Raw genomic sequence first — 23,338 nt, 5'->3', positions numbered from 1 at the left:
CAGCCGCACCGGTTTGCTCAAATGGAAGGCCAAGGCCCCAAATAATTGTAAAGACAGCAGAGCGAGTTTTGGTTTGTATAGCTTCGTGATTAACCCTGAAACCAATTTACTCTATATCTGCGATAATTTCTTTGTTCAGTGCCTGAAGCTTCCGGGGTATGATTAGTAAGTCAAAATAGAGATTTCTGGGAATTGTATCCATTAACTAAGGTCAGGTAATAAATCAAGGAAAGGAATTTGCCGGAGTTAAAGACTGCTTCATTTAATTTATTTCAAGGGGCTAATGGTGATTATTTTAAACTTAAGTCCAATTAGCCATGTTTTATTCGATAAAAATGATTTTGACTTGCCGTTATATCCGACCTATGAATGGACCAAGCCCTTGTGCGACACTACATTAAAAGTGGTATGGCAGAAAATTATCTCCAAGGATTCGTCTTATGGGGAAGCACGTTTCTTTCTGATAATGGCCATTACATTTACAACATAATTCTTGTGATATTTGCCTATAGGATATTAAATTAAATATAATAAACTTAATTTTGTGTCCAGTTATTTATCAGGTTAGTACCTTACTATACCCTATCACTATGAAACCTGCCGACTTCTGGATCCAACAATACCAACTTCAACCGCATCCCGAGGGCGGACATTATGCCGAAATGTATCGATCCACCGGAATGATAGACCAAAACGCTTTACCTACACACTTCAAAGGCGATAGAGCATATTGTACTGGCATATATTTCCTTTTGGAGCAAGGTCAAATTTCTGCATTTCATCGTATACTTTCCGACGAACTGTGGCATTTTTATGCAGGCGAATCATTAGAAATCTATGTTCTGGACCCTAGGTACAAAACTAAATATACCATCAAGCTGGGGAACAATCCTGAAAATGGTGAGGTTTTTCAAGCCGTTGTTCCAGCCGGAGCCTGGTTCGCTTCTCGACCGATGTCCAACTCTGCTTATAGTTTGGTAGGCTGCACAGTTGCGCCGGGTTTCGATTTCGAAGATTTTGAAATGGCGGATCGGAAATTATTGGGTAGGGAATTCCCTGCACATATCGACTTAATTACAGAACTCACCTACTCCTAAAAAATGATGGTTTCTGAGGATAAATAAAGATTTACTTTCTATTTCCCAACTGGGTATTCAAAAATCAGTACTACTTTTTGGGTTTCAATTAGATTATTCAAAGCACACTATTAAGCCAAAATCCAAGGTACGGTTTTTCCGAAATAACCATTCAGTGCCTCAAGCTTCCTGGTTATGATTAGACTTGGGTAGCTCTGGGACTAGTCCAGTTTAGGAATATAACGGAGTTTGGCAAGAAATGCCGTCGATCGGGATTGCTGTAGCTCGATAATCTTTGTAGTTTTGTCGGATGATTACAGCACATCCACCCCGTATTTTTACGAGTCAGTTCTGGCTTCTGGGGCTTAGTTCTTTCCTTTTCTCCTCCAGCTTCAATATGCTTATTCCCGAGTTGCCCGGTTATTTGACGGCCATGGGGGGAGCCGAATATAAGGGGTTTATTATCGGGCTGTTTACGCTTACGGCGGGGCTGTCCCGACCACTGAGTGGCCGACTTACCGATAAGCTAGGGAGGGTTCCGGTGATGGTCGTCGGGTCCTTGGTATGTGTAGTATGTGGCTTCTTATATCCTGTTTTTACCACCGTTATTCCCTTTTTGTTGTTGCGGTTGGCGCATGGATTTTCTACAGGTTTTAAGCCCACGGGGACTTCGGCCTATGTGGCAGATATAGTCCCCGCCTCGCGCAGGGGCGAAGCCATGGGGATCCATGGGATTTGTATGGGGGTAGGGGCGGCCTTTGGTCCTGCGATAGGGAGCCTTATAAGCAACGAATTTTCCTTGAATATTCTCTTTTATACCTCCTCACTCTTGGCTTTTTTGTCCATTATAATTTTGGTAAATATGAAAGAAACGCTTCAGCAGAAAGAGGAGATCTCATGGAACACTTTTCGCTTGAGTCGTCGTGATATTTTTGAGCCTGACGTTTTTAAACCAGCTCTCATTATCTTATTGGTGTATTTTAGTTTTGGCGCTGTCCTTACCGTCACTCCCGACTTTAGCGATCATTTGGGACTGGGTAATAGGGGGTTATACTTCATGGTCTTTACCTTGTTTTCATTATTGGTACGCCTTGTAGCCGGCAAGACGTCCGATAGGAAGGGACGAGAGCCAGTGGCGATCATAGGCTGTTTATTGCTTATACTGGCCATGTGCGTTACCGGTTTTGCTACCTCTATTCATCTCTTCTGTGCTGGAGCCGCTCTTTTTGGCATGGCCATGGGGGTGTTGTCGCCAGTGCTGTCGGCCTGGACCATCGACCTGGCCGGGGATCAGAATAGGGGCCGGGCCATTGCTACCATGTACATAGCCCTGGAGGCGGGTATTGGACTTGGAGCCGTGCTTTCGGCCGAAATATTCGACAATAATATCAATCAATTGCCAGCGGTATTCTTGGCCATGGGGGGCATTGCCTCCTTAGGCCTTTTATATACGGTCTGGATTTATCATAAAAAAAGTTAGCCACCCGTGTTATTCGAAGATAGTTATCAAACCATAGCAGAACCTGTCGAAGGATTTTTTAAAGATAAAGGAAGCAAGTTTTATGCTTATGCCTACCCAATCGGTACCGAGGCGGAGGCAAAGGACCTACTGGCTGCCCTTAAAGAACTACACCCCAAAGCCGTCCATCATTGCTATGCCTATAGGCTAGGACAGGACCGTATGAGCTACCGCATGAGCGATGACGGGGAACCCTCGGGAACGGCAGGAAGACCTATTTTGAATACCCTATACTCCAAAGATATTACGAACCTTTTGGTGGTGGTAGTTCGGTATTTTGGGGGTACTTTATTGGGCGTTCCTGGCTTGATAAATGCCTATAAGACTGCGACTGAGGAGGCGTTGGCAGAGGCCGAGTTCGTTACCCAATATATGGTCAACCATTACCGGCTTACCTTTGCCTATGTCCAAATGAACGACGCCATGCGCATCGTGAAAGAAATGAATCTGCCCGTGCTTTCACAGGATTTTCAGATGGAGTGCACTATGACCCTAGAAGTACGGACAACGCTAACCGAGCGGTTTATAGCCCGTTGCGACTTGGTAGAGGGGCTGGTAGTCACGCTTGAGAGTTAACCAGCTCGGTTATGCCGTACTATTTAATCGTTGGCGGCCCCTTAATATAGCCTAGTGATTCTAGGAATCGGTCGGCCTGGCGGACGGTTTCTGTGTACGGCTCCCCCTTATTAAAAAATCCATGACCCATCCCTTCGAATAGGTATAGTTCACTACGACTGCCGACCGACTTTAGTTTGTCGCGGTACATTTCACCGACAGCCACAGGGATGAGTTTGTCTTGAGTACCCAGGAATACGATGGTGGGTGCGGCTCCTTTTCTAATGTTATGATAGGGTGATATTTCCATATAGCGGTCGCCAATACGGTCATAACCATACTGGCCAGGGCCATTATTATAAACCGGATTGAATAGCACCAAAGCATTGGGGCGCGAGCTTACTTTGAGGTCTTCGCCGGGCTCGTCGAGTTGTGTAAGGTCTGCTGCCGCGGCCAAATGGCCCCCAGCCGATCCTCCGGCGGCTATGATTTTTTTGCCGTCAATATGCAGTTCTTTTTTGTTTTCTCGTAGGTAGCGTATCGCCGACTTAGCGTCCATGACGGCTTCAAAGGGACTGGTTTTATTACGGCTTGCCACTCTATAGTCGGCTAGTATGGTAATGAGTCCGCGGGAAGCGAAGTATTTGGCTTGATTAAGGAACTGGGTATAGCTCCCACCGTTCCATCCTCCACCAAAGAAGAAGATCATCGCCGCGTTTTTCTTTTTGGTATTGGGTGGGTAGTAGATCCGAAGGTTAAGTGACAGGCTATCGATTTGTTTGTAAACGACCTTAAGGCTGTCCTGCCCGTGTGCAGGCTTGCTGAGGCTTCCTAACAGAAGGGCCAATAGGAAAAAGATACTACTAGCGGCACGTCCCTTGGCGGCTAGATGGATTTTGGTACTTATTTTCATAGGTCCATAAGTTCTAAACGGAAATTTTCTACCCTTTATAAGGTTTTTAAAAAGCAATCCCAAACCCAGCGCCCACGTTCACTACACCTATAAAGCGCTTGTCGCTAATTTTATCTACCAACTGGTAGCTCCCTTTGGTAGCGGTAATGGCCACGTCCTTCAGCTCAGCTTCAGCACCAATGATGTCGCCTGTAAAATGTAGAAACAAGTTTTTGATCAGGGGAAAGCGCAGGCTAGCACCAGCACCATAGCCCATGGCCGAAGTAGAGGCCGAAAGCAAGTCGACATTCACGGGTTCGCTATCTTGAGCCGACCTGCCGATGAGGTTGACGGAGGGAGAATTAGCCCATATTTTCCCTGCCTGCAAGTGGGCTTCAAACTGAACGCGGTTGAAATTGAGGTAGAGCGCCGGACCTATCAGTAGGGCGTTTAGTTTCCATTTGGATACCTGCGTATCCCAGGTATAGGAGTCTCCCAGCAGGGTGGCATAGCTGTCGGCCTTACTGATAATGGGGCCAGAGTTGGTGGTATTGATGTTTTTACTCCCCGAGGCACGGAGTCCCAGCCATCTAAAAACCCGAAAGTCGTAGTTGGCTTGTCCGTAATATCCCGATCCGGCCAAGCCCGATAGGGGGTCATTGAGTTTCTCCTGGGCCATTTCCCCCACGGGTAGGCTATAACCTCCGCTAATAGATAGAAAGCTACGGGTGTTTTGTGCTGTAGCGGTGAGAGAGAATAAGCATAATATTAAACAAAATGTTAGGGTCGATTTCATGGCTATAGTGTTTTGTTGAGACGCTGTATGCTAATAAAGTTGCAATACGAACAGGTCCTATAACGATTTTAGTAGAAGATTGATATATCTATGTTTGTTAAGTGAAATAAATTCAACAAAATGACCAATACAAGGTGGGTTTTTCCCCTCCCAAAGGCCTGGAACGGATTTGTTACAAAGGTAATCATAACAAATTGAGATATGTCATGAACAGGAATGAAACAGATAAAGAAGCAAGAGCCACAAAAAACACAAAAAATGTATGGAAATATATTTTAGGGGTGGGTGTGGTATTAATGCTTATTGCATTTTTTGGTGGGTACTTTAACCATGAAGGCAATTTTAAAGAATCAGAAAATAATACGGGCGTCGCCGCCGACTCCAGCTATACTGGAGAAGTGGAGAAACATACTGATGCCGATACCATTATGGATAATATAAGGGGGACCGAGTAATTATCCTGCCCCCCCTGTGTTGGTTTCTAGTTTTTGCGTAAGGCCTCCCAAAGAATTTCGACGGGGTGAAGGGCCTTTCGGCCGGTACCATCCTTGATTTGGTGCCGGCAACTAGTTCCTGAAGCCGCAATCAGAACCTCGTCGGATTGGCTTCGAATGGTAGGGAATAATACCAGTTCGCCTATTTGCATGGAAACATCATAATGTTCTACCTCATAACCAAATGAGCCCGCCATGCCACAGCATCCGGAGGGGATCAACTGCACCTTATAGTTGACGGGTAATGAAAGGGCCTTTTTGGGTGCAGAAAGTGAGGAAAGGGCCTTTTGGTGACAATGACCATGCAATTTGATCAGACGAGGCTGGTCGGTAAATTTCTCAGCGCTTATTCTTTTGGCGTCAATTTCACGTGCTAAGAACTCCTCTACCAAGAGGCTATTGCTGGCTATTCGTTGAGCTGACCGTTTGAGGTCTTGTGGAACGAGATCCACATACTCGTCGCGGAAGGAGAGAATAGCCGACGGCTCCATGCCTATCAAAGGGGTGTTTTCGGTAATGAGGCCTTTTAGATTTTGGATGTTGGCAATAGCTAGCTGTTGCGCTTGCTTTACGAGGCCTTTAGACAAGTACGATCGGCCCGATTCTACATGTTCGGGAACGATTACCTCATAGCCTAAAGCCTCCAGCAGCTCGACGGTCTTCATGCCTACTTCCAGGTCATTATAATTTGTAAATTCATCACAGAAAAGATACACCATTCTGCTGTCTTTAGGTTTGTTGGAGGCGGGACGGTGGTCGAGCCAGTGTTTTAAAGTTTGCTTGTTGAGTGCTGGCATGGTACGGTCGGGATGGAACCCCACGACTTTATTGGCCATTCTCCGCAAAACCGTGTTTGAAAATACCGCATTGTAAACCCAGGGGGCTATTGAAGCACGCTTCATCTGGGTCGAAAACCCTGCGATAAGCTTAGTGCGTAGGGGGACGGAATGGGTTTGGTAGTATTGTTGGGTAAACTCCGCCTTCATCTTGCCGACATCTACACTCGATGGACACTCCGCTTGGCAACCCTTACAAGACAGGCAGAGGTCCAATACCTCTTTGACCATTTCCTGATCCACAGCGGTTTGGCTGGTGGACTGCGATTTGGGGTGCTCTTGACCCGTAAGGTATTGCCGCAATATATTGGCCCGGGCTCTGGTGCTATCTCTTTCTTGGCGGGTAGCCATAAAACTAGGACACATGGTGCCTCCGGTGAGTTCTGTCTTGCGGCAATCTCCGGAGCCACTGCATTTTTCTGCCATTTTTAGCATGCTCTCTTGCTTCGAAAAATCGAAGGTGGTAGGCAGTGGCGTATGAGGCTGATCCTGCTCGTATCTCAGAAACTCGTTCATAGGTGGCGTATCGGTGATCTTATTGGCGTTAAAAAGGCCATCGGGATCCCAGAGTTTTTTCACTTGTTTGAAGAGCTCATAAACTTCTTCACCCATCATAAAGGGAATAAATTCGCCTCTTAATCGACCATCACCGTGTTCTCCAGAGAGGGCTCCTCGAAATTTTTTTACCAGTACGGCTGTTTCTGCCAATACCTGTCTGAACTGTTGTTTTCCCTCTTGGGTCTTTAGGTTGATCAGCGGCTCTACATGCAGCTCTCCAGCGCCAGCATGTGCATAGTAGGAGGCATGAAGCTGGTGTCGCTGGAGTAGCTCGGCCAGGTCGGCTATATATTCGGGTAGGTCGTCTACATCTACTGCGCAGTCTTCTATCAAATTGACGGGTTGAAGGTCTCCTGGAAGGTTTCGGATGAGGCCTAGGCCGGCTTTGCGGATGTCCCAGGCTTTGTCGGCTTCAGCGCCGAATAGCAAAGGGTAGGCGTAACCTAATTTTTGCTCCTGAAGTTGAGCGATTAATGGTTCCACTTGTCTTTGGACCTCCTCGGTAGTTTTACCCCAAAATTCCACCATCAGTAAGGCCTCCGGGTCGCCCACCATAAAAAAGCGATTTTGCCCATATACGTGGTGTCCTTTGGTGAAGTCCATAATGTACTTGTCTACCAGTTCCGAGGCCTTGGGCTTAAATCGCATGGCGGTTCGGTTGGCAATGAGGGCCTCGGCCAGGGTTTCGGTATGAATACACACGACTCCGACGGCCTTAGGGGGGAGGTCGACTAGGGAGAGTTTGGCTTCGGTGACGAAACAGAGGGTTCCTTCCGATCCCGCTATCAATTGGCAGAGGTTTATTTGGTCGTGTTGAAGGTTGTCGACCAGCGCATCGAGGGCATATCCCGAGTTTCGGCGGGAAACTGTTTTCTTAGGAAACTGTTTTTGAATCAGCTCTTGGTCTACTGGGTTCGACAGTATTCCCCACATGCCGGCATGGATGGCCTTCTCGCGCTTACTCAGACTCGTGTCCCGGAAAGTTTTTTCTTGGTATTCGCTAATGGTCTGGTTGTTAAAAATGGCTTCAGTGCCATCGGAAAGAATGGTGTGTACTTCCAATAAATGGTCACGGGTATTGCCCCAGGTGATGGAATGCAGCCCACAGGAATTGTTGCCGATCATCCCTCCAATCATCGCTCTACTGGCTGTAGACGTTTCGGGGCCAAACAATAACCCATATTCGGCCAGGTGTTTGTTAAGGTCGTCGCGGATGACGCCAGGCTGAACACGTACCCATTTTTCGGCTGGGTTTACTTCAATAATCTTCCCAAAATGCTTGGAAATGTCCACCACAATTCCTTTTCCGACCACCTGACCCGCCAGAGAGGTTCCTGCAGCCCTTGGAATAAGGGTCGTCTTATTTTGCTTGGCGAAGCGTATTAGCAATTTTAGGTCTTCTGAATTGCGGGGAATAGCCACCGCCAAGGGGTCCTCCTGATATACGGAGGCATCGGTAGCATAGATGGCCTTTTGTGCCCGATGCAAGGTGGAATCGTCGTAATATAGCGCTCCTTGAAAGTTTTTTTGTAAGCTATTGAAATTTAAACGGTCTAAGCGATTCATGGGAAAGATGAAGAATTAGGGATGTCGGCGTGGTTAGAGCTGTTGATTCATTATATGGGCGAATATAATGAATCGGATCAGAAATGGTGGGTGAAATGAAACATTTGATATTTTTGCCGGCATTTGGTATTGTTTTTATGACCTATAACGTTGACAACATACTTATATTCTAACCATTCCACATGCCTCGCATTTACAAATACAGCCTCTCACTACTATTAGTACTCCTAGGTAGTCGTTTTATTTTGGCCCAATCAACGAGTAAGCTCGTCATTTCGGGCGCCCAGGGTCTTACTGGTGTTATCACACTGGTGCAGGAAGATGTAGGCTTTCACCCCAATCTGGGTGTAGGCCTTGCCGACTCCAAGTTAGCTGCCGTCGCCTCGGTCCCTATGGCTAAGCGAACGATAGATAGCCTTGACGTGGCCTTAACCACACCTACTATTTTCAGGCTGCAATATGCTGGAGAAGGCGTTAATAAGACTTGGATCCTATACGTTGAGCCGGGAGATGAACTCATGGCCAGGGTAGAGGCCAATCATGATATCTACTTTGAGGGCACCCGTGCCAGCTACCAAGAATTTTTGAAGACTTATTTTCTAGAAAACCAATACCAATATTTGCCCGTGTTCGGTTTTAAACCCACCCAAGTGGACAACCAGATGGTTGTGGTGCAGAGTGATAGCTTAAAGATGCTTAGAGAGCGTGCTTTTAAGGACTTTAAGGCCAATACCACGGTAAGTAAAGCCTTTGAAGGTTATGTGCGTGGGGTTACCCTGGCCGAACCTATGGTGATGAGTCGTTTAATTCAGGAACGCATCATGCGTAAGAACAGAGTGAAGACCCTCGATGCCGAGCAACAGAAGTTATTGGATGATTATAGTCTGGCGAATTTTGAAATATTACCTGACGAAGCTTTGCTCAGCAAGGCCTATAGAGATGAGCTTCGCAACTGGGTGCTCATTCCGACCCTGCGAAAATATCCGGTAGATAAGGCTACTCGTTTCGAAATAAGTCCCGAGGCTATACACGATTTATATTTGTTTAGTAAGGCCAAACTTGCCCCTTATCCTAAGCAACAGGAGTATCTGTTAACTTATTGGCTCAATTATGCCAATACGGCCGTGGCATCTATAGAGCCAGGGAAATCTTTGATGGCCGATTATGAATCCACCTTACCTCATTCCCCTTATATTCCCTATCTGAAAAATCAGGTGGCTACTCGAGAAAAACTGGTTCCGGGTTCCAGTTTGCCCGCATTGGCTTTACAGAAGACCGACGGGTCCATTGTGGAGATCGATCGGTGGAAAGGCCTACCCCTGGTCTTGGTATTCGCCTATAGCATCGGTCAGCATGAGCCCGATCTGAAAAAAATGGAAGAACAATTTAGCGGTAAGGTACAGTTCGCTTATGTTTCTGTAATCCGCGGCTTGGGTGCCGACACCTGGAAAACGTATGTTAAGGATAGGCCTACCGCCATCCATTTATGGGCGACTGACGACCAGATAGGTAAAATGGAAGACGCTTTGGCGATAGATATTCGGTATCCGTTTTTGGTGGCCAATGGCCAGGGGAAAATATTGAACCGTTGGATTCCTCAAGAATTTCCGGACAATGCCGCTTTGAATGCCGCCATTCAGAAGGCTTTAGCGCCTTGATATAGCCGATGTTTAGACTTATATGACCCGTTCTTCCTTATTAGAACGGGTTTTTTTTTTATGTTCAAAATGGATTAAGATATATATAAGAGAGTAGTTGACGCGATTAGTGTTTTGTATGGGAGATTAGTTATAAATGGTAAGCTTTATAAGTAAACAAGTGTTTATCTATAATAAATGAAAAATAATTTTGAAATTTTCCTATAATTTGTCTGTACTGTGAGTACATTTGATTTACAAATTACCATAACAAATCATTTATTTAACCAGCAAAATTTAGAAGCGTATGAAAAAACAGCTACAAGCTATGACATTTCTGATCGGATTGCTCCTTTTGGTAGCTTTAGGAGCTCAGGAAAGCCTTGCTCAAGATCGGAAAGTAAGTGGGAAGGTAACTTCAAATACCGATAAGACAGAAATACCGGGTGTGAATGTTCAAGTGAAAGGGAGCAACATTGGTAGTGTAACCGATGCTGAAGGAAACTATTCCCTTGAAGTAAAATCGGATAATGCCATATTAGTATTTTCATCCATTGGTTTTTTAAAACAAGAAATCACAATAGGCAATCGGACTTTAATCGATGTAACGCTTAATGAAGATATCAAAAGCCTAACAGAAGTAGTGGTAACTGGGTATACCGTGCAGCGTAAGGCCGACATAACAGGTGCGGTAGCGGTGATAGACGCCAAGGAACTTACCGCAGTACCCTCGGCAAGTGTTACACAAATGCTGCAAGGACGGGCTTCCGGGGTAACTGTCGGAAACGATAATTCGCCAGGCGGAGGAACTATGGTTCGTATCCGTGGGTTTGGCTCCATTAATAATAACAGCCCCTTGTATGTTATCGATGGAGTGCCTACGCAGGGCACGCTCAATCAAATCAATCCCAATGATATCGAATCGATGCAGGTGTTAAAGGACGCATCGGCTGCGTCTATCTATGGAGCGAGGGCTGCCAACGGGGTTGTGATTATCACGACCAAAAAGGGTAAGTCGGGAGCACCGAGCATCACCTTCGACTTTTACACGGGTACACAGCGTCCAGGTAAAATGTTGGATCTATTGAACGCCAAGGAATTGGGCGATTATTTGTTTCAGTCGGACATTGGCGCTGGGAAAAGCCCTTGGATTACTTCCCCATCTGCTCAGTATAAATTTGACGAGCAGGGGAATCAAACGATGGCGGATTATATCTATCCTAATATATATGGGGAATTGCCTGCCAATTTTACCTATACCAACGACATAGCGGATCCTAATTTAGGGAAAACGGCTTTTAACATTACCAAGGCTAATAAAGCCGGTACCGACTGGCAGGACGTGATTTTCGACCCAGCGTCTATTTCGAATTATCAAATTGGCGCTTCAGGCGGATCTCAATCGGCTAAGTATGCAATTTCCGCCAATTATTTCAAGCAAAATGGTATCCTTCGTTATACCAACTACAAGCGATACTCTGTTAGGGCCAATACAGAATTTACAAAAGGTAGGGTGACAATTGGAGAAAACCTGACTTTCTCCTACGATGAACGCCAAGGAATTACCAATAATGATGAGAGTAATCCTATTATGTTTGCGATTCGGGTTCACCCTATTATCCCTGTTTTTGATATTACAGGCGGGCCTGTGGCTCTAGGTGGTACCAATACCTCGCCTTATAATGGATTTGCAGGTAGCCGTGGTAGCAACCTTGGTAATGCGCCCAATCCTTTGGCTCGTCTTTACCGTGAAAAAGACAATATCACCAAGGGTTCACACATCTTTGGTAATGTGTTTGCTAGTGTGGAAATATTGGAAGGTCTTACTGCCAAAACAAGTTTAGGACTGGAATATAATCAGTACAATCGTTCTGAATATTTTCACCGTGATATTGAGGCAGCAGAGGCCAGAAATGCCAACAGTCTAAATGTGATCAACGATTTAGATCGGTCGCTCACTTGGTTTAATACTTTAAACTACTCCAAAAAGTTGGGCGTACATACTTTCAATGTTTTGCTAGGTACAGAATCGGTAAAAACATATGGATTTGGATTTAGAGCGAGTAGAAGTGCATTCGCATTCGACGATCTAGACTATCGGTACTTGGATGCAGGATCGGCCTCAGGACTCAGTAATTCAGGTGCGGGTGCAGTAGAAAGTGCTTTATTCTCGCAGTTTGGTAAGGTGAATTATGGTTATAAAGATTTGCTTTTGGCCGACTTTACTTTACGTCGCGATGGCTCATCTCGTTTCTCTGAAGCGAATCGTTATGGGGTTTTCCCAGCCTTTTCTGTCGGTGTACGTTTATCGGAGTTAGAGTTCTTTAAAAAAGCAGGGTTTCTCGACGACCTGAAAGTTCGGGCTGGATGGGGTAAAACTGGTAACCAGCAGATTCCTAACGTATACAATTCCTATACACTTTATGCTGCCGATCCTTCCAATAACGGATATGATATCAACGGTACAGGTTCTTCTATCGTTGGTGGATTCGATCTGGTACAATTCGGTAATTCGTTAGGTAAATGGGAGACCAATACATCCACCAATATTGGTTTAGATGCAGCTTTGTTAAACAACCGTATTGAATTTGTTTTGGACTTGTACGATAGAACCACCACAGACATGTTGACTCAAATTGCCATCCCTCGTACTGCAGGTAGTGGTTCGGTGCCATACACCAACATCGGTGAAATCAACAACAAAGGTTTCGACATAGGGTTGAACTACCGTGAGAAATTAGGAGACTTTAGCTTTAGTGTAGGTCTGAACTTTGGTAAGTATAAGAATAACGTAGTCAAACTGAATGACAATCCTTCTGCTACCATTTTTGGTTTCAGTACACGGCTTCCAGCCATGTCGGCGACCCGTGCAGGCTCACCTATAGCGAGTTACTATGGTTATTATGTGGATGGCGTTATAAAAGATCAGGCAGAGGCCGATGCCGCTCCTAAATTTGGCTCATATACCCGTGAAGGTACCTTCAAGTTCAGGGATATAAATGGCGACGGAATAATTACTGCCGCCGACCGTACTATCATTGGGAATCCTCATCCCGATTTTAATTATGGTATTAATTTGAACGTGGCCTATAAGAGTTTCGACTTGTCATTATTCGGTCAGGGCGTATATGGTAACCAGATTTTTAACTACACGCGCTACTGGACAGACTTCAACGTATTTCAAGGAAACCGTTCGAAAGACATGCTTTATAATTCATGGAAGCAGCCGGGCGACGATGCCAAATTGCCACGTCTTAACTCAGGCGATGCGACCAGCCAGCAGGTATCATCCTATTTCTTGGAAGATGGTTCTTATTTGAGATTGAAGAATATTCAGCTTACTTATACCGTACCTAATACTCTCCTTAACAAGATAAAAATCAATTCGGCACAGGTGTATATTCAGGGGCAGAATCTTTTCACACTCACCAAATATACCGGTTTGGATCCTGACATCAACCTGCGTGCTTCAGGAAATAACAACCAAGATACTCATATGGGTGTAGATGAAGGTGCCTATCCGGTAGCCAAATCATATCTAGTAGGGGTACGTTTCGGGTTCTAATCAAAAAATTGATCTTATATTCTATATATATTATGAAAAAAATTGCAGTATTGATCATTTTGGTCGGATTAAGCTTTTCGTGTTCGGACGATTTCTTCGACCTAAAGCCGCAAGGGCGGGCTTCTCTGGAGCAGCTTAGTACCAAAAACGGGGTGAATGCACTTCTAATTGGGGCTTATTCGTTGGTGGATGGTGTAGGAGCCGGAAATACTGGCCGTCAGTCCACGATTTCTAATTATGTTTTCGGAGGTATTAGTAGCGACGATGCCGTAAAAGGTACCGATGCTGGAGACCAACCGGAGCAGTCTTTTATAGAACAGTATAACTGGTTGGCTGATAATACCTATTTTCTTGGAAAATGGTGGCATTCCTATGATGGGGTTGCACGATGTAACGAGGTCATTCAGATCGTTAATAGTCCAGAGGTAAAAGACATGACGGATGCAGAGAAAATACAGGTAGTAGCCGAAGCTCGTTTTCTAAGGGGACATTACCATTTTGAAGCAAAGAAGATGTGGGGCAAGGTTCCGTTTATTGACGAAAAAATATATGACCGGGCTAACCCTAATTCTACGAAGATTCCTAACAGCGAGGATATTTGGAGCAATATTGAGGCCGATTTCGCCTTTGCTGCCGAGAATCTTCCGGCGACTCAAGCTCAGAAGGGTCGTGCTACCAGATGGGCAGCTAAGTCATACTTGGCCAAAGCGATGATCTTTCAGAAAAAGTGGGAACTCGCCAAGACTTTATTGGAAGAGGTGATTCAGAATTCTGGTAAAAAATTGGTAGCGAATTATCATGACAACTATCGTACAACCGGAAATAACAACACGGAATCGATTTTCGAAGTACAATTTTCTGTCAATGATGGAACGACTGGTAATAATGGTAATGCGGGTGATAACTTGAATTGGCCCTATTCCGCAACGGCTCCTGGTCGGGGGTGTTGTGGATTTTACCAGCCATCTCATAACCTAGTGAATGCATTTAAAACCAAAGATGGCGTTCCCATGATTGGTGCCGCCGCTGATGGTACTTTGGATACTTATAACCAGGTAGACTTGCCAAATGATCAAGGTATTGCAGCGTCCGCTACCTTTGTTTTAGATAAAACGATTCCAGTAGATCCTCGTTTGGATTGGACTGTAGGTCGCCGTGGTGTGAATTTCTTGGATTGGGGTCCTATGCCCGGTGCTATCTGGATTCGTGATCAAGCCTATGCAGGGCCTTTTACAGGGAAAAAATGGATGTATTACGTATCCGAAGAAAACAGTACCACGCACTCTACCAGTAAAAGAAACACCAACAATAACTATCGTCTTCTGAAGTTGTCACATGTTATACTCTGGCTGGCCGAATGTGAGGCAGAATTAGGTAATCTTGCCAAGGCCGAAGGGTATGTCAACCAGCTACGGATCCGTGCTAAAACAGGTTCCGTACAAGATCCTACTGTCAATTATCAAATAGAACCATATCCTACCGGCACATTTGTAGCCAATGGTGCCGCGTATGCCATCAACGCTGTTCGCATGGAGCAGCGATTGGAATTTGCTATGGAAGGTCATCGTTTCTTCGACCTGGTTCGTTGGGGAATTGCTGAGAAAGTGCTAAACAAATATGCTGTAGAGGAAGCGGCGGCTGGTAAAGAACCTTCTGGTCGTACCTTCAATAAACGTGGCTATATGGGTGGCAAGACTTTTACTGCTAAGAACAACTACTTCCCACTGCCTCAGGACGAGATTTTGAACAGTCAAAGAGATGGTCAGCCTACGCTAGTGCAGAATACAGGATACTAATAATCTGTTTACTTAATATAGAAAACCGGCCGTTTGGCCGGTTTTTTTACTTTATTTTGCAAATAAAAATTATTTGGAACCCATGAAAATCAGCACAGAAGGAGAATATGAAAAAGCTTCAGAGCGGGCTGATGCCATTTTTGAAGCTAAAAAAGGTACTTTAGAATATGAAGAGCTTCAGGTGTTGCTGAAGGCATTGAAAGACTATGAGGACGATTTTGTTAGGATGTTGAAAGACTTTAACTGATCGTAAAAGCAAAAATCGTGAACCCTAGTAGGATCCACGATTTTTGTTTGTAAAGGAGGGTTATTTTTTATTTAGCGAACCATAGTTTTAGCTTCATGTCGTTCTGTCCACCTTGATTCGAGAGTGCACTCGAGAAATTTTCATAGTTTAACGATTCCTCAGAAGTGGGGTATGGAAGGCGAGTAGGGATTACGTTGCCATTGGTGTTAAGTAGTGGAGGCGAAAGGGTAGGAATTCCTGTTCTACGAAATTCGGTCCATGCTTCTATACCTTGTCCAAAGAGCGATATCCATTTTTGCTCTATCAACTGGTAGTAGCCTTGCTCTCCAGACTTTAAGGCATTGGCTTCCAGATAAGCTGGTGCAACGGTTAGTTTGTATTGCGCGAAGGAGGCGGTGATCCCTGCTTTATAATTTTCTTCCATGTCGCCAGCCGAGGTAATGCCCTTATAAGCCATTTCACTCTTTAAGAATAGGACTTCTGCATAGGTGATAATCACACCTGGAGCGGTTGCCGCCACGAAGTAGCTCCCTACTGTAGATGTTTTTGACAGGCCTAATGCGTTGGCATCTGAGGCTGCTAGTCCATTGGGAACCCCTTTGTATGGTCCGCCGTCGGCAGGAAGGTTTGCATAAACGGTCAGGCGGTCGTCATCAAGTTCTAGTAAGCGGTTTACCAAGGTGGCACTCACCCGATGGTCGTCACGTGTTTTACGGTTCTGGTTGACGGGGTTGTTGTTGTTGGTAGCATCCAAATAATTCAACTGGATGTTGTCGGCATTACTGGCAATGATGGGATACTGCGTGGGGTTACTCAAGATTCTACCGATTTCTGTTTTTACATCCAGAGAAGCGTCAGATTTATCAAGCATACGGTTGAGGATACGCAAGCTCAATGAATTGGCGAATTTCTTCCATTTCAGCATGTTTCCATTCAAGAGGATATCTCCTGAGATGCTGTTGCCGGTCAGGGTGATCAAATCGTTAGCCGTTTTTAGGTCTCCAATCAGGCCCGCATACACATCTTTTTGGCTCGTATAAGTAGGTAGAAGTGTGTCATCGAGCCCTTGCAGCGCCTGGTCATAGGGGATGTCTCCATAAATATCTGTAAGTAAGGAGAATACCCAGGCTTTCATAATAAGGGATACGGCCTGGTAGTTCGGGTTGCCCGTTTCGGTACTGATGGTGTAAACCCGTTGATAATCGGCAAGTGCCTCAATAAAGAAGTTTTGCCAGGCGAGGTTGTACACATCGGCCGATACGGTGTATTGGTCAATGTCGGTGTATTGGATACGGGCCCAATGCTGGGCATAAAGGTTGCCAATATCCTGGCCTAGCGTACCTCCCCAGTAGGTGTCTACGGCACTTTGGATACCATGAGGAAGGAACAAGTCGGCGGTGCCCGAAGAAGCGCTATTGGGGTTGGTATTAAGGTCGTTAAAATCGTCGGTACAGGAAACGGACGCACATAAAAGGCCAGTGGCCAGTGCGAATGTGTTTATGGAGTGAAGTATCTTTTTCATGTTGAAAATCATTAAAGCTATTAAAGTTTGAAGCTGATATTAAATCCTACAGAGCGAGTAGTGGGGATTTGTCCGTTTTCTATTCCTTGTAGGTTGCCATCGTTATAGTAGCTTGTTTCGGGATCGATATGGGGGAGATTGCTATACAATAAGGCCAAGTTACGTCCTACTACCGAGAAGGTAATGTCGCGGAAGGGGAGCTTCTTGAATACCACACCCGATAGTGAGTAGGTAAGTTTTACCTCTCTTAATTTGACATAAGAGGCGTCAAATATGGTGTTTTCGTTATTGGTGAGCAGGTAATATTTGTGGTGGTATTCTTCGGAAGTAATGCGTTTTTCGTTGGGTACATATTCTGGATTGTCAGCAGTACCAATATTCACGACGCCTTCGCCTACGATGCCTTCTTCACGTCCGACGGTTGTTTCCTTTAATACCCCGGTGTACCGTCCGATGTTGATGGACTGCGAGAAGATATTACCGCCATACTTGGCATCGACTAAGGTGCTCAGAGATATTTTTTTGTAGGTAAAGGTGTTGGACAAACCACCGATCCACTTGGGGGTAAATGTTCCCAGTACACGGCCAACAGGATCTATTTGCGGGTAGCCTTGGCTATCATAAATGATGTTGTTGTCGGGGTCGCGTAGGAAGCCTTTACCAAAGAATGTTCCAAATGGCTGGCCTACACGAGCCTCTACCGACAGTCCTCTAAAGCTGCTGGTACTATAGGTTTGGGTCAAGGCATTATAACTGGTATTGAGTTGATAGGTTGTCAGTCCGTTGGCGAGTTCAACCACCTTGTTTTTGTTTTTAGCCCAGTTTAAGCCAATATCCCAAGAAAAATTGTCGGTTTTTACTGGTGTGGCTGTCAACTGAATTTCGACGCCCTTGTTTTCGATTTTTCCTGCATTCAATAGTTTAGAGGCGTATCCGGTGGCATTGGAGATGTTTACACCTAAGATTTGATTGGAAGAAACCTTAGAGTAATAAGTCATGTCCAAACCTACACGGTTTCTCCAGAAACGGATATCGGCACCTATTTCATAAGAGGAGGTGATTTCTGGTTTTAGGTTCGAATTCAACAACGCATTGTTTTCTGACAGGCTTGGAGTACTTCCCCATGGATTTTCATAATTGTAGGTGCTGCTTAGCATGTATGGGTCGGTGTCGTTACCTACCTGGGCGATACCGGCGCGTAATTTGGCAAAGGAAAGGACATTAGAGCTCACATTGAAGATATCGGTAATAATGGCACTCACCGCCGCAGAAGGGTAGAAGTAAGAGCGGTTGTTGGCCGGCAAGGTACTGGACCAGTCATTACGTGCAGTAAGATCTAGGAATAAATAGTTTCTAAAACCAAGATTAGCGGAAGCATACAAACTATTTACAGTCTTTTCAATGATGGAGTTTTGCGTAACGGGTCTCTGACGAGAGTTTCCTAGGTTCCAAACCCTAGGAATGGCTAGTTCAGTTGCCCCCATATAGTTCCTTTGGGCAAAATTAGAACGGTGGTTGCCTCCGATATTTGCTGAAATATCGAATTCTCCAAATGTTTTTGTTGCATTTAACAGAAAGTCTGAGTTGGATTCTCTTACAAAAATTTGCTCTTCGTTGTAGCTGTCGTAGAGCTTATTGCCATTTAAGTTGTCCTTGCGAGCTGCAGTACGGGTTTGTCGGCGGTCGTTATAAAAGTCAGTTCCGGTGCGAGCCGTTAGTGATAGCCAGTCGGCAAATTTGTAAGTAGCCGAAAAATTACCATAAAGTCGGTCACGGTTATTGGCTTTGGTGCTTAGGTTTAACACGTAGTAGGGGTTGGTCCAATAGTTGTTATTCCAGTTGTTTTGGTAGATACTCCCTGGAGCTTGGTAGGGTAGTAAGTTGTCCATATTGACCTGGCGTCCAAACCATATGAAGTAAAGCCCCCAGTTGGAGCGGTTATCACTCCCATCGTTGATGTAGTTGGCAGTGGCTCTGATGCTTAGTTTTTTAGTAAGGTTATACCCTGCATTCAAAGAAAACGTCTTTCTAGAATAGTCGGTATTGGGCAAGATTCCGTTTTGCTTTAAGTTGGTTACAGAAAGACGGAAATCACCGTTTTCGTTGGCACCGGTAACAGATACGTTGTTGGAGTAAGTTTTTCCGGTACGGTAAAATTGGTTAACGTTGTCAGGTTGTGCTACCCATGGTGTGGCTGTGCGATTTCCGTCGGCATCCAGTGGGGAGTCGAATTGAGGAATTAGCCGGCCATCTAGTTTTGGTCCCCAGCTTTCATCCACTCCATCGTTGACACCGCCACCGGCACCGTCAACGAAGGAGAATAGGCCTTTGGCTCCTTGGCCATATTCATTTTGCCATTCGGGCTGGCGGAAAGGAGTATCGAAAGTGGTATTGCTGTTTACAGAAACGCCTATTCCTTTAGTTCCTTTCCCGGTTTTAGTGGTGATCAATACCACGCCGTTTGCTCCTCTTGAGCCATAAAGTGCTGCTGCGCTAGGTCCCTTCAATACGTTGACACTGGCAATGTCGTCGGGGTTGATCGATGCTGCCGCATTACCATAATCCACTCCGGTACCAGAGCCATAATTGCTATTGTCGACGGGCACCCCATCCACCACAAATAGGGGTTGGTTGTTGCTGCCGATGGAGCTGGCACCACGAATCACCATGCGAGATGAAGACCCTGGGGCGCCATTAGAACCGGTTACCTGTACGCCAGCCAGTCGGCCCGATAGGGAGTTGACCAAGTTGGTTTCTCTGGCTTCGGTAAGCTGCTTGCCACTTACTTCTTGAACGGAATAGCCTAGGGCTTTTTTCTCCCGGGCAATTCCCAGGGCCGTCACTACGATTTCGGAAAACTGCGTAGCATCCTCTTCCAAGCTAATTTCTAACATGGTGGAAGCGCCTAAGCTTACCTCCTTAGATTTAAACCCGATAAAGGAAACGATAAGTTTAGCACCAGAAGGGGCTTGAATGGTAAAGAGGCCTTCAGCATCGGTGGTGCTACCTTTGTTGCTGCCTTTAAGCAAGACACTCGCTCCTGGGAGCGCCGAACCGTCGGCGCTCGAGCTTACCTTACCCTTGATGCTGATCTCCTGAGCGAGGGTACTCAGGCTGAGAAACATGATTAGTACAATGTAACTCAATGTAGACTTTCTTTTCATTTACGTTGAAATTTAATTAGGTTTGTTATGGATAAAATAGGATTATAGATGGAATTCTTCTTAAGTTCGATTTAGTAATGTTTTAAGTTTTAGAAAGGATAATTGGTAGTTCATTATTTTAAAAATGGATAACCTATGCTTTTAATTAGTTTTCGTAAATCAATCAACAAGGAAATAAAATTTTTCTAATGTCACTAGCCGCCAAATAATAATCTATTTTTTGATGTAAATTAAGATTTAAAATGTTGTTAAATCCAAATAAGAAGGATAAGATTATATTAAACATATGTAAAGTATAAAAAGAGAAAAGAAAGAATTGTTCTAATTTGTAATTACAGTATAAAATATTGTATTATTGCAAAATAACAGTTTTATGTATTTTAGACCTGGAGGCTTGAGGAATTTTCAGAATAGGGATCAATTAATAGTAATGATTCCAGAAAGACAGCTCGGGGAGAGGATGTGAGCAAGAGGGTAATGTTCTGGTATAGGGAGTCAGAAGAAGTATTCTGAATCGATGCTTTTAGCCAAATTATAACATAAGCGGACAACGAATTGCTATATTTGTATTCTATTATTCTGTACCCGTAATTCGAATTCAATATTTTAATGAAGGTTCTCAAATTTGGCGGCACGTCTGTGGGCTCTGTCGATAGCATCAAAGCGGTAATTGGTATCATTGAAAACAATCTTGCAAAAGAGGAGCGCATCGCTGTCGTATTTTCGGCGATGGGCGGAGTCACGAATCGGCTCATTGAGATCGGTAAGATGGCGGCCTCAGGCAACAAGGAATATGTTTCTTTCTTACAAGTAGTAGAAGAAAGGCATTTTGCCGTGGTGCGCGCTTTGATTCCGGTAAAGCATCAGAGTAGCACCTTTGCGGCGGTTCGAGGACTGTTTAACGAATTAGGCGATATTCTGAAAGGAGTTTCGTGGATTCGGGAATTGTCGGATCGGACCTTAGATTTGATCATGAGTTTTGGCGAAAGGTTGTCGACCTTGGTAATCTCCGAAATATTAATGGGTAAGGGGGTTAATAGCGAATTTTGCGATGCCCGCCATATCATCCATACCAGCGATCAGTTTGGGATGGCCGAAGTAGATTTTGCCGTTACCGATCATCAGATATTAGAACATTTTGCCAAATCCACCGCCTTACAATGTGTAACGGGATTTATCGCCTCTACAACGGATGGCGTTACCACTACTTTGGGGCGTGGTGGATCGGACTATACGGCATCCATCCTAGCAGCGGCCCTCGAAGCCGAGTGTATTGAAATATGGACCGACGTAGATGGTATGATGACGGCCGATCCTAGAAAGGTCGCCAACGCCTTTACTATTCCGTCTATTTCGTATGCAGAAGCCATGGAGCTTTCGCATTTTGGCGCCAAGGTCATATACCCTCCTAGCTTACAGCCAGCATTTGCCAAGAATATCACTTTGAAGGTTTTAAATACCTTTAATGTAGATTTTGAAGGTACGTATGTGCAAAAAACGGCCAATGGTAAGGACTATGCCATTACCGGTATTTCGTCTATCGATGAGATAGCCCTCGTCAATATTCAAGGGAGCGGGATGATTGGAGTGGCCGGTATATCGGGGCGTGTATTTACGGCCTTATCCTTTCATGACATCAGCGTCATACTCATTTCACAGGCTTCCTCAGAGCATTCTATTTGTTTTTCGGTAGACCCCAAAAATGCCGCACGGGCCATAGAGGTACTGGAAAATGAATTTTCTTCGGAAATAGAGCTTGGCCATATCGACAGCGTAGGGGTAGAGAAGAACCTGTCTATCATAGCTATCGTCGGCGAAGGAATGAAACAAAGTTCCGGGGTGTCGGGAAAGTTGTTTTCGGTTTTAGGGAAAAACGGAATCAATGTAGTGGCGACGGCACAAGGGTCATCGGAACTCAATATATCGGTTGTAATCTCAAAAGGAGATCTATCGAAGGCCTTAAATGCCATACATGGGGTGTTTTTCCAATCCGAAACCAGGTCGTTAAACCTGTTTTTGGTAGGAGTTGGCTTGATAGGTGGTACTTTATTGGAACAGATAAAAAACCAAACCCAATATTTGCGGGAGGAGAAACTGTTGAACTTGAATTTGGCAGGACTCACCAATACCAAGAAGATGCTCTTGGATGCCGATGGTATAAAACCTGAAGAGTGGAAAGCACGTATCGACGAGGAAGGGGTAAAAACGAGCCTTCCCGCCTTCGTGCAACGTATGATAGAGCTCAACCTTCCCAATAGTGTTTTTGTGGATTGTACCTCCGACAAGGATATTGTACAATATTACCATATGTTGCTCGATGCGAGTATCTCCGTAGTTACTCCCAATAAGGTGGCTAACTCAGGGTCTTATGCGGAGTATTTGTCCTTACAGCGTACTGCGCTGAAAAGGGGCGTCAAGTTTTTATACGAAACCAATGTAGGTGCAGGCTTGCCGATTATCAACACCATGCAAGGATTGATGGCGAGTGGGGACAAGTTCCTGAAAATCGAAGCCATTCTTTCAGGAACGCTTTCTTACCTTTTCAATAGTTTTGGGCAAGGGGTGCGATTTGCCGATGTGGTAAGAGAGGCTAAGGAGAAAGGCTTTACCGAGCCCGATCCTCGTGAGGACCTTAGCGGTGCCGATGTAGCCCGTAAAATCCTAATCTTAGCTAGGGAAGTAGGCGTGCCCTTGGAACCTGAAGATATTACTATAGCTAAAATATTACCCGAAAATTGCCTAGCAGCGAAGACAGTCGACGATTTCTTCGACGAAATGGAAAAATCGGACGCTTATTTCGCCGAGCTAGCGGAGTCGGCAGCCTCTGAGGGGAAAAAATTACGATATATCGCCTCTCTGGATCATGGAAGAGCCCATGTAGAATTGAAGGCTGTGGACGCCAATCACCCATTTTATAACCTATCGGGAAGTGACAATATCGTATCCTTTACAACGGAAAGGTACAAAGATCGTCCTTTGGTAATTAAAGGCCCGGGGGCCGGGGCGGAAGTTACTGCATCGGGTGTTTTTGCCGATATTATGAGCATTAGCAGTTATTTGGGGTAATATAGGCGAAGTACCCCAGCCTAAAAAGGAAGAACATTAGACAAAGAAT

General features: G+C 45.0%; 14 protein-coding genes. 9 read left to right on the top strand and 5 right to left on the bottom strand.

Annotated features, from left to right (window positions below):
* Nucleotides 1-590: 590 nt before the first annotated feature.
* The 3 genes from CLV98_RS05895 to CLV98_RS05885 all read left to right on the top strand — a co-directional run bounded on the left by CLV98_RS05895 (nucleotide 591) and on the right by CLV98_RS05885 (nucleotide 3,171).
* Nucleotides 591-1,097: a cupin domain-containing protein gene (locus CLV98_RS05895; protein ID WP_109673370.1), complete on the top strand. Its 507-nt coding sequence runs from the start codon at nucleotides 591-593 to the stop codon at nucleotides 1,095-1,097.
* A gap of 289 nt (nucleotides 1,098-1,386) precedes the next feature.
* Nucleotides 1,387-2,556 carry an MFS transporter gene (locus CLV98_RS05890; protein WP_109673369.1) on the top strand — a complete coding sequence of 390 codons (1,170 nt, stop codon included), beginning with the start codon at nucleotides 1,387-1,389 and terminating at the stop codon, nucleotides 2,554-2,556.
* Nucleotides 2,557-2,562: 6 nt separating this feature from the next.
* Nucleotides 2,563-3,171 carry an IMPACT family protein gene (locus tag CLV98_RS05885; protein WP_109673368.1) on the top strand — a complete coding sequence of 203 codons (609 nt, stop codon included), beginning with the start codon at nucleotides 2,563-2,565 and terminating at the stop codon, nucleotides 3,169-3,171.
* Between the two features lie 19 nt (nucleotides 3,172-3,190).
* Here CLV98_RS05885 and CLV98_RS05880 read toward each other — a convergent pair whose 3' ends face one another.
* Together CLV98_RS05880 and CLV98_RS05875 are read right to left on the bottom strand one after the other, a co-directional pair.
* Entirely contained in the window at nucleotides 3,191-4,063 is an 873-nt protein-coding gene (locus CLV98_RS05880) for an alpha/beta hydrolase (RefSeq protein WP_109673571.1), read from the bottom strand.
* Between the two features lie 46 nt (nucleotides 4,064-4,109).
* Entirely contained in the window at nucleotides 4,110-4,838 is a 729-nt protein-coding gene (locus tag CLV98_RS05875) for a hypothetical protein (RefSeq protein WP_146202235.1), read from the bottom strand.
* Nucleotides 4,839-5,044: 206 nt separating this feature from the next.
* Between CLV98_RS05875 and CLV98_RS05870 the strand changes: the two genes are divergently transcribed.
* A complete protein-coding gene (locus CLV98_RS05870) occupies nucleotides 5,045-5,293 on the top strand; it encodes a hypothetical protein (protein ID WP_146202234.1) in 249 nt (82 codons plus the stop codon).
* Between the two features lie 26 nt (nucleotides 5,294-5,319).
* Here CLV98_RS05870 and CLV98_RS05865 read toward each other — a convergent pair whose 3' ends face one another.
* The gene (locus CLV98_RS05865) at nucleotides 5,320-8,292 is read right to left on the bottom strand and encodes an FAD-binding and (Fe-S)-binding domain-containing protein (protein WP_109673365.1); all 2,973 of its coding nucleotides are present in this window, start codon (nucleotides 8,290-8,292) and stop codon (nucleotides 5,320-5,322) included.
* Between the two features lie 182 nt (nucleotides 8,293-8,474).
* Here CLV98_RS05865 and CLV98_RS05860 point away from each other — a divergent pair, with 182 nt between their 5' ends.
* From CLV98_RS05860 to CLV98_RS23665, 4 genes are all read left to right on the top strand, one after another.
* The gene (locus tag CLV98_RS05860; protein ID WP_109673364.1) at nucleotides 8,475-9,950 is read left to right on the top strand and encodes a peroxiredoxin family protein; all 1,476 of its coding nucleotides are present in this window, start codon (nucleotides 8,475-8,477) and stop codon (nucleotides 9,948-9,950) included.
* A gap of 286 nt (nucleotides 9,951-10,236) precedes the next feature.
* Complete coding sequence (locus tag CLV98_RS05855) at nucleotides 10,237-13,494, top strand: SusC/RagA family TonB-linked outer membrane protein (RefSeq protein ID WP_109673363.1); 3,258 nt, start codon at nucleotides 10,237-10,239, stop codon at nucleotides 13,492-13,494.
* Between the two features lie 32 nt (nucleotides 13,495-13,526).
* The gene (locus tag CLV98_RS05850) at nucleotides 13,527-15,290 is read left to right on the top strand and encodes a RagB/SusD family nutrient uptake outer membrane protein (RefSeq protein ID WP_109673362.1); all 1,764 of its coding nucleotides are present in this window, start codon (nucleotides 13,527-13,529) and stop codon (nucleotides 15,288-15,290) included.
* Nucleotides 15,291-15,372: 82 nt separating this feature from the next.
* Nucleotides 15,373-15,537, top strand: coding sequence for a hypothetical protein (locus CLV98_RS23665; protein WP_170120667.1), 165 nt, complete (start codon nucleotides 15,373-15,375; stop codon nucleotides 15,535-15,537).
* Nucleotides 15,538-15,604: 67 nt separating this feature from the next.
* Here CLV98_RS23665 and CLV98_RS05845 read toward each other — a convergent pair whose 3' ends face one another.
* Nucleotides 15,605-17,059, bottom strand: coding sequence for a SusD/RagB family nutrient-binding outer membrane lipoprotein (locus CLV98_RS05845; protein WP_109673570.1), 1,455 nt, complete (start codon nucleotides 17,057-17,059; stop codon nucleotides 15,605-15,607).
* A gap of 20 nt (nucleotides 17,060-17,079) precedes the next feature.
* Complete coding sequence (locus tag CLV98_RS05840) at nucleotides 17,080-20,223, bottom strand: SusC/RagA family TonB-linked outer membrane protein (RefSeq protein ID WP_109673361.1); 3,144 nt, start codon at nucleotides 20,221-20,223, stop codon at nucleotides 17,080-17,082.
* A gap of 609 nt (nucleotides 20,224-20,832) precedes the next feature.
* On the opposite strand from CLV98_RS05840, the gene thrA reads away from it, so the two are divergent.
* Nucleotides 20,833-23,289 carry a bifunctional aspartate kinase/homoserine dehydrogenase I gene (gene thrA / locus CLV98_RS05835; protein WP_109673360.1) on the top strand — a complete coding sequence of 819 codons (2,457 nt, stop codon included), beginning with the start codon at nucleotides 20,833-20,835 and terminating at the stop codon, nucleotides 23,287-23,289.
* Nucleotides 23,290-23,338: the final 49 nt, after the last annotated feature.

The sequence above is a fragment of the Dyadobacter jejuensis genome (assembly GCF_003149085.1).
GTDB classification, from domain to species: domain Bacteria; phylum Bacteroidota; class Bacteroidia; order Cytophagales; family Spirosomataceae; genus Dyadobacter; species Dyadobacter jejuensis.
This window is presented reverse-complemented; position numbering and strand designations above follow the sequence as displayed.

Excerpts from the sequence above, each read along its gene's own strand:
- CLV98_RS05895 (WP_109673370.1), top strand. The coding sequence starts at position 591 with ATGAAACCTGCCGACTTCTGGATCCAACAATACCAACTTCAACCGCAT.
- CLV98_RS05890 (WP_109673369.1), top strand. The coding sequence starts at position 1,387 with ATGATTACAGCACATCCACCCCGTATTTTTACGAGTCAGTTCTGGCTT.
- CLV98_RS05880 (WP_109673571.1), bottom strand. The coding sequence starts at position 4,063 with ATGAAAATAAGTACCAAAATCCATCTAGCCGCCAAGGGACGTGCCGCT.
- CLV98_RS05875 (WP_146202235.1), bottom strand. The coding sequence starts at position 4,838 with ATGAAATCGACCCTAACATTTTGTTTAATATTATGCTTATTCTCTCTC.
- CLV98_RS05870 (WP_146202234.1), top strand. The coding sequence starts at position 5,045 with ATGAACAGGAATGAAACAGATAAAGAAGCAAGAGCCACAAAAAACACA.
- CLV98_RS05865 (WP_109673365.1), bottom strand. The coding sequence starts at position 8,292 with ATGAATCGCTTAGACCGTTTAAATTTCAATAGCTTACAAAAAAACTTT.
- CLV98_RS05860 (WP_109673364.1), top strand. The coding sequence starts at position 8,475 with ATGCCTCGCATTTACAAATACAGCCTCTCACTACTATTAGTACTCCTA.
- CLV98_RS05855 (WP_109673363.1), top strand. The coding sequence starts at position 10,237 with ATGAAAAAACAGCTACAAGCTATGACATTTCTGATCGGATTGCTCCTT.
- CLV98_RS05850 (WP_109673362.1), top strand. The coding sequence starts at position 13,527 with ATGAAAAAAATTGCAGTATTGATCATTTTGGTCGGATTAAGCTTTTCG.
- CLV98_RS23665 (WP_170120667.1), top strand. The coding sequence starts at position 15,373 with ATGAAAATCAGCACAGAAGGAGAATATGAAAAAGCTTCAGAGCGGGCT.
- CLV98_RS05845 (WP_109673570.1), bottom strand. The coding sequence starts at position 17,059 with ATGAAAAAGATACTTCACTCCATAAACACATTCGCACTGGCCACTGGC.
- CLV98_RS05840 (WP_109673361.1), bottom strand. The coding sequence starts at position 20,223 with ATGAAAAGAAAGTCTACATTGAGTTACATTGTACTAATCATGTTTCTC.
- thrA (WP_109673360.1), top strand. The coding sequence starts at position 20,833 with ATGAAGGTTCTCAAATTTGGCGGCACGTCTGTGGGCTCTGTCGATAGC.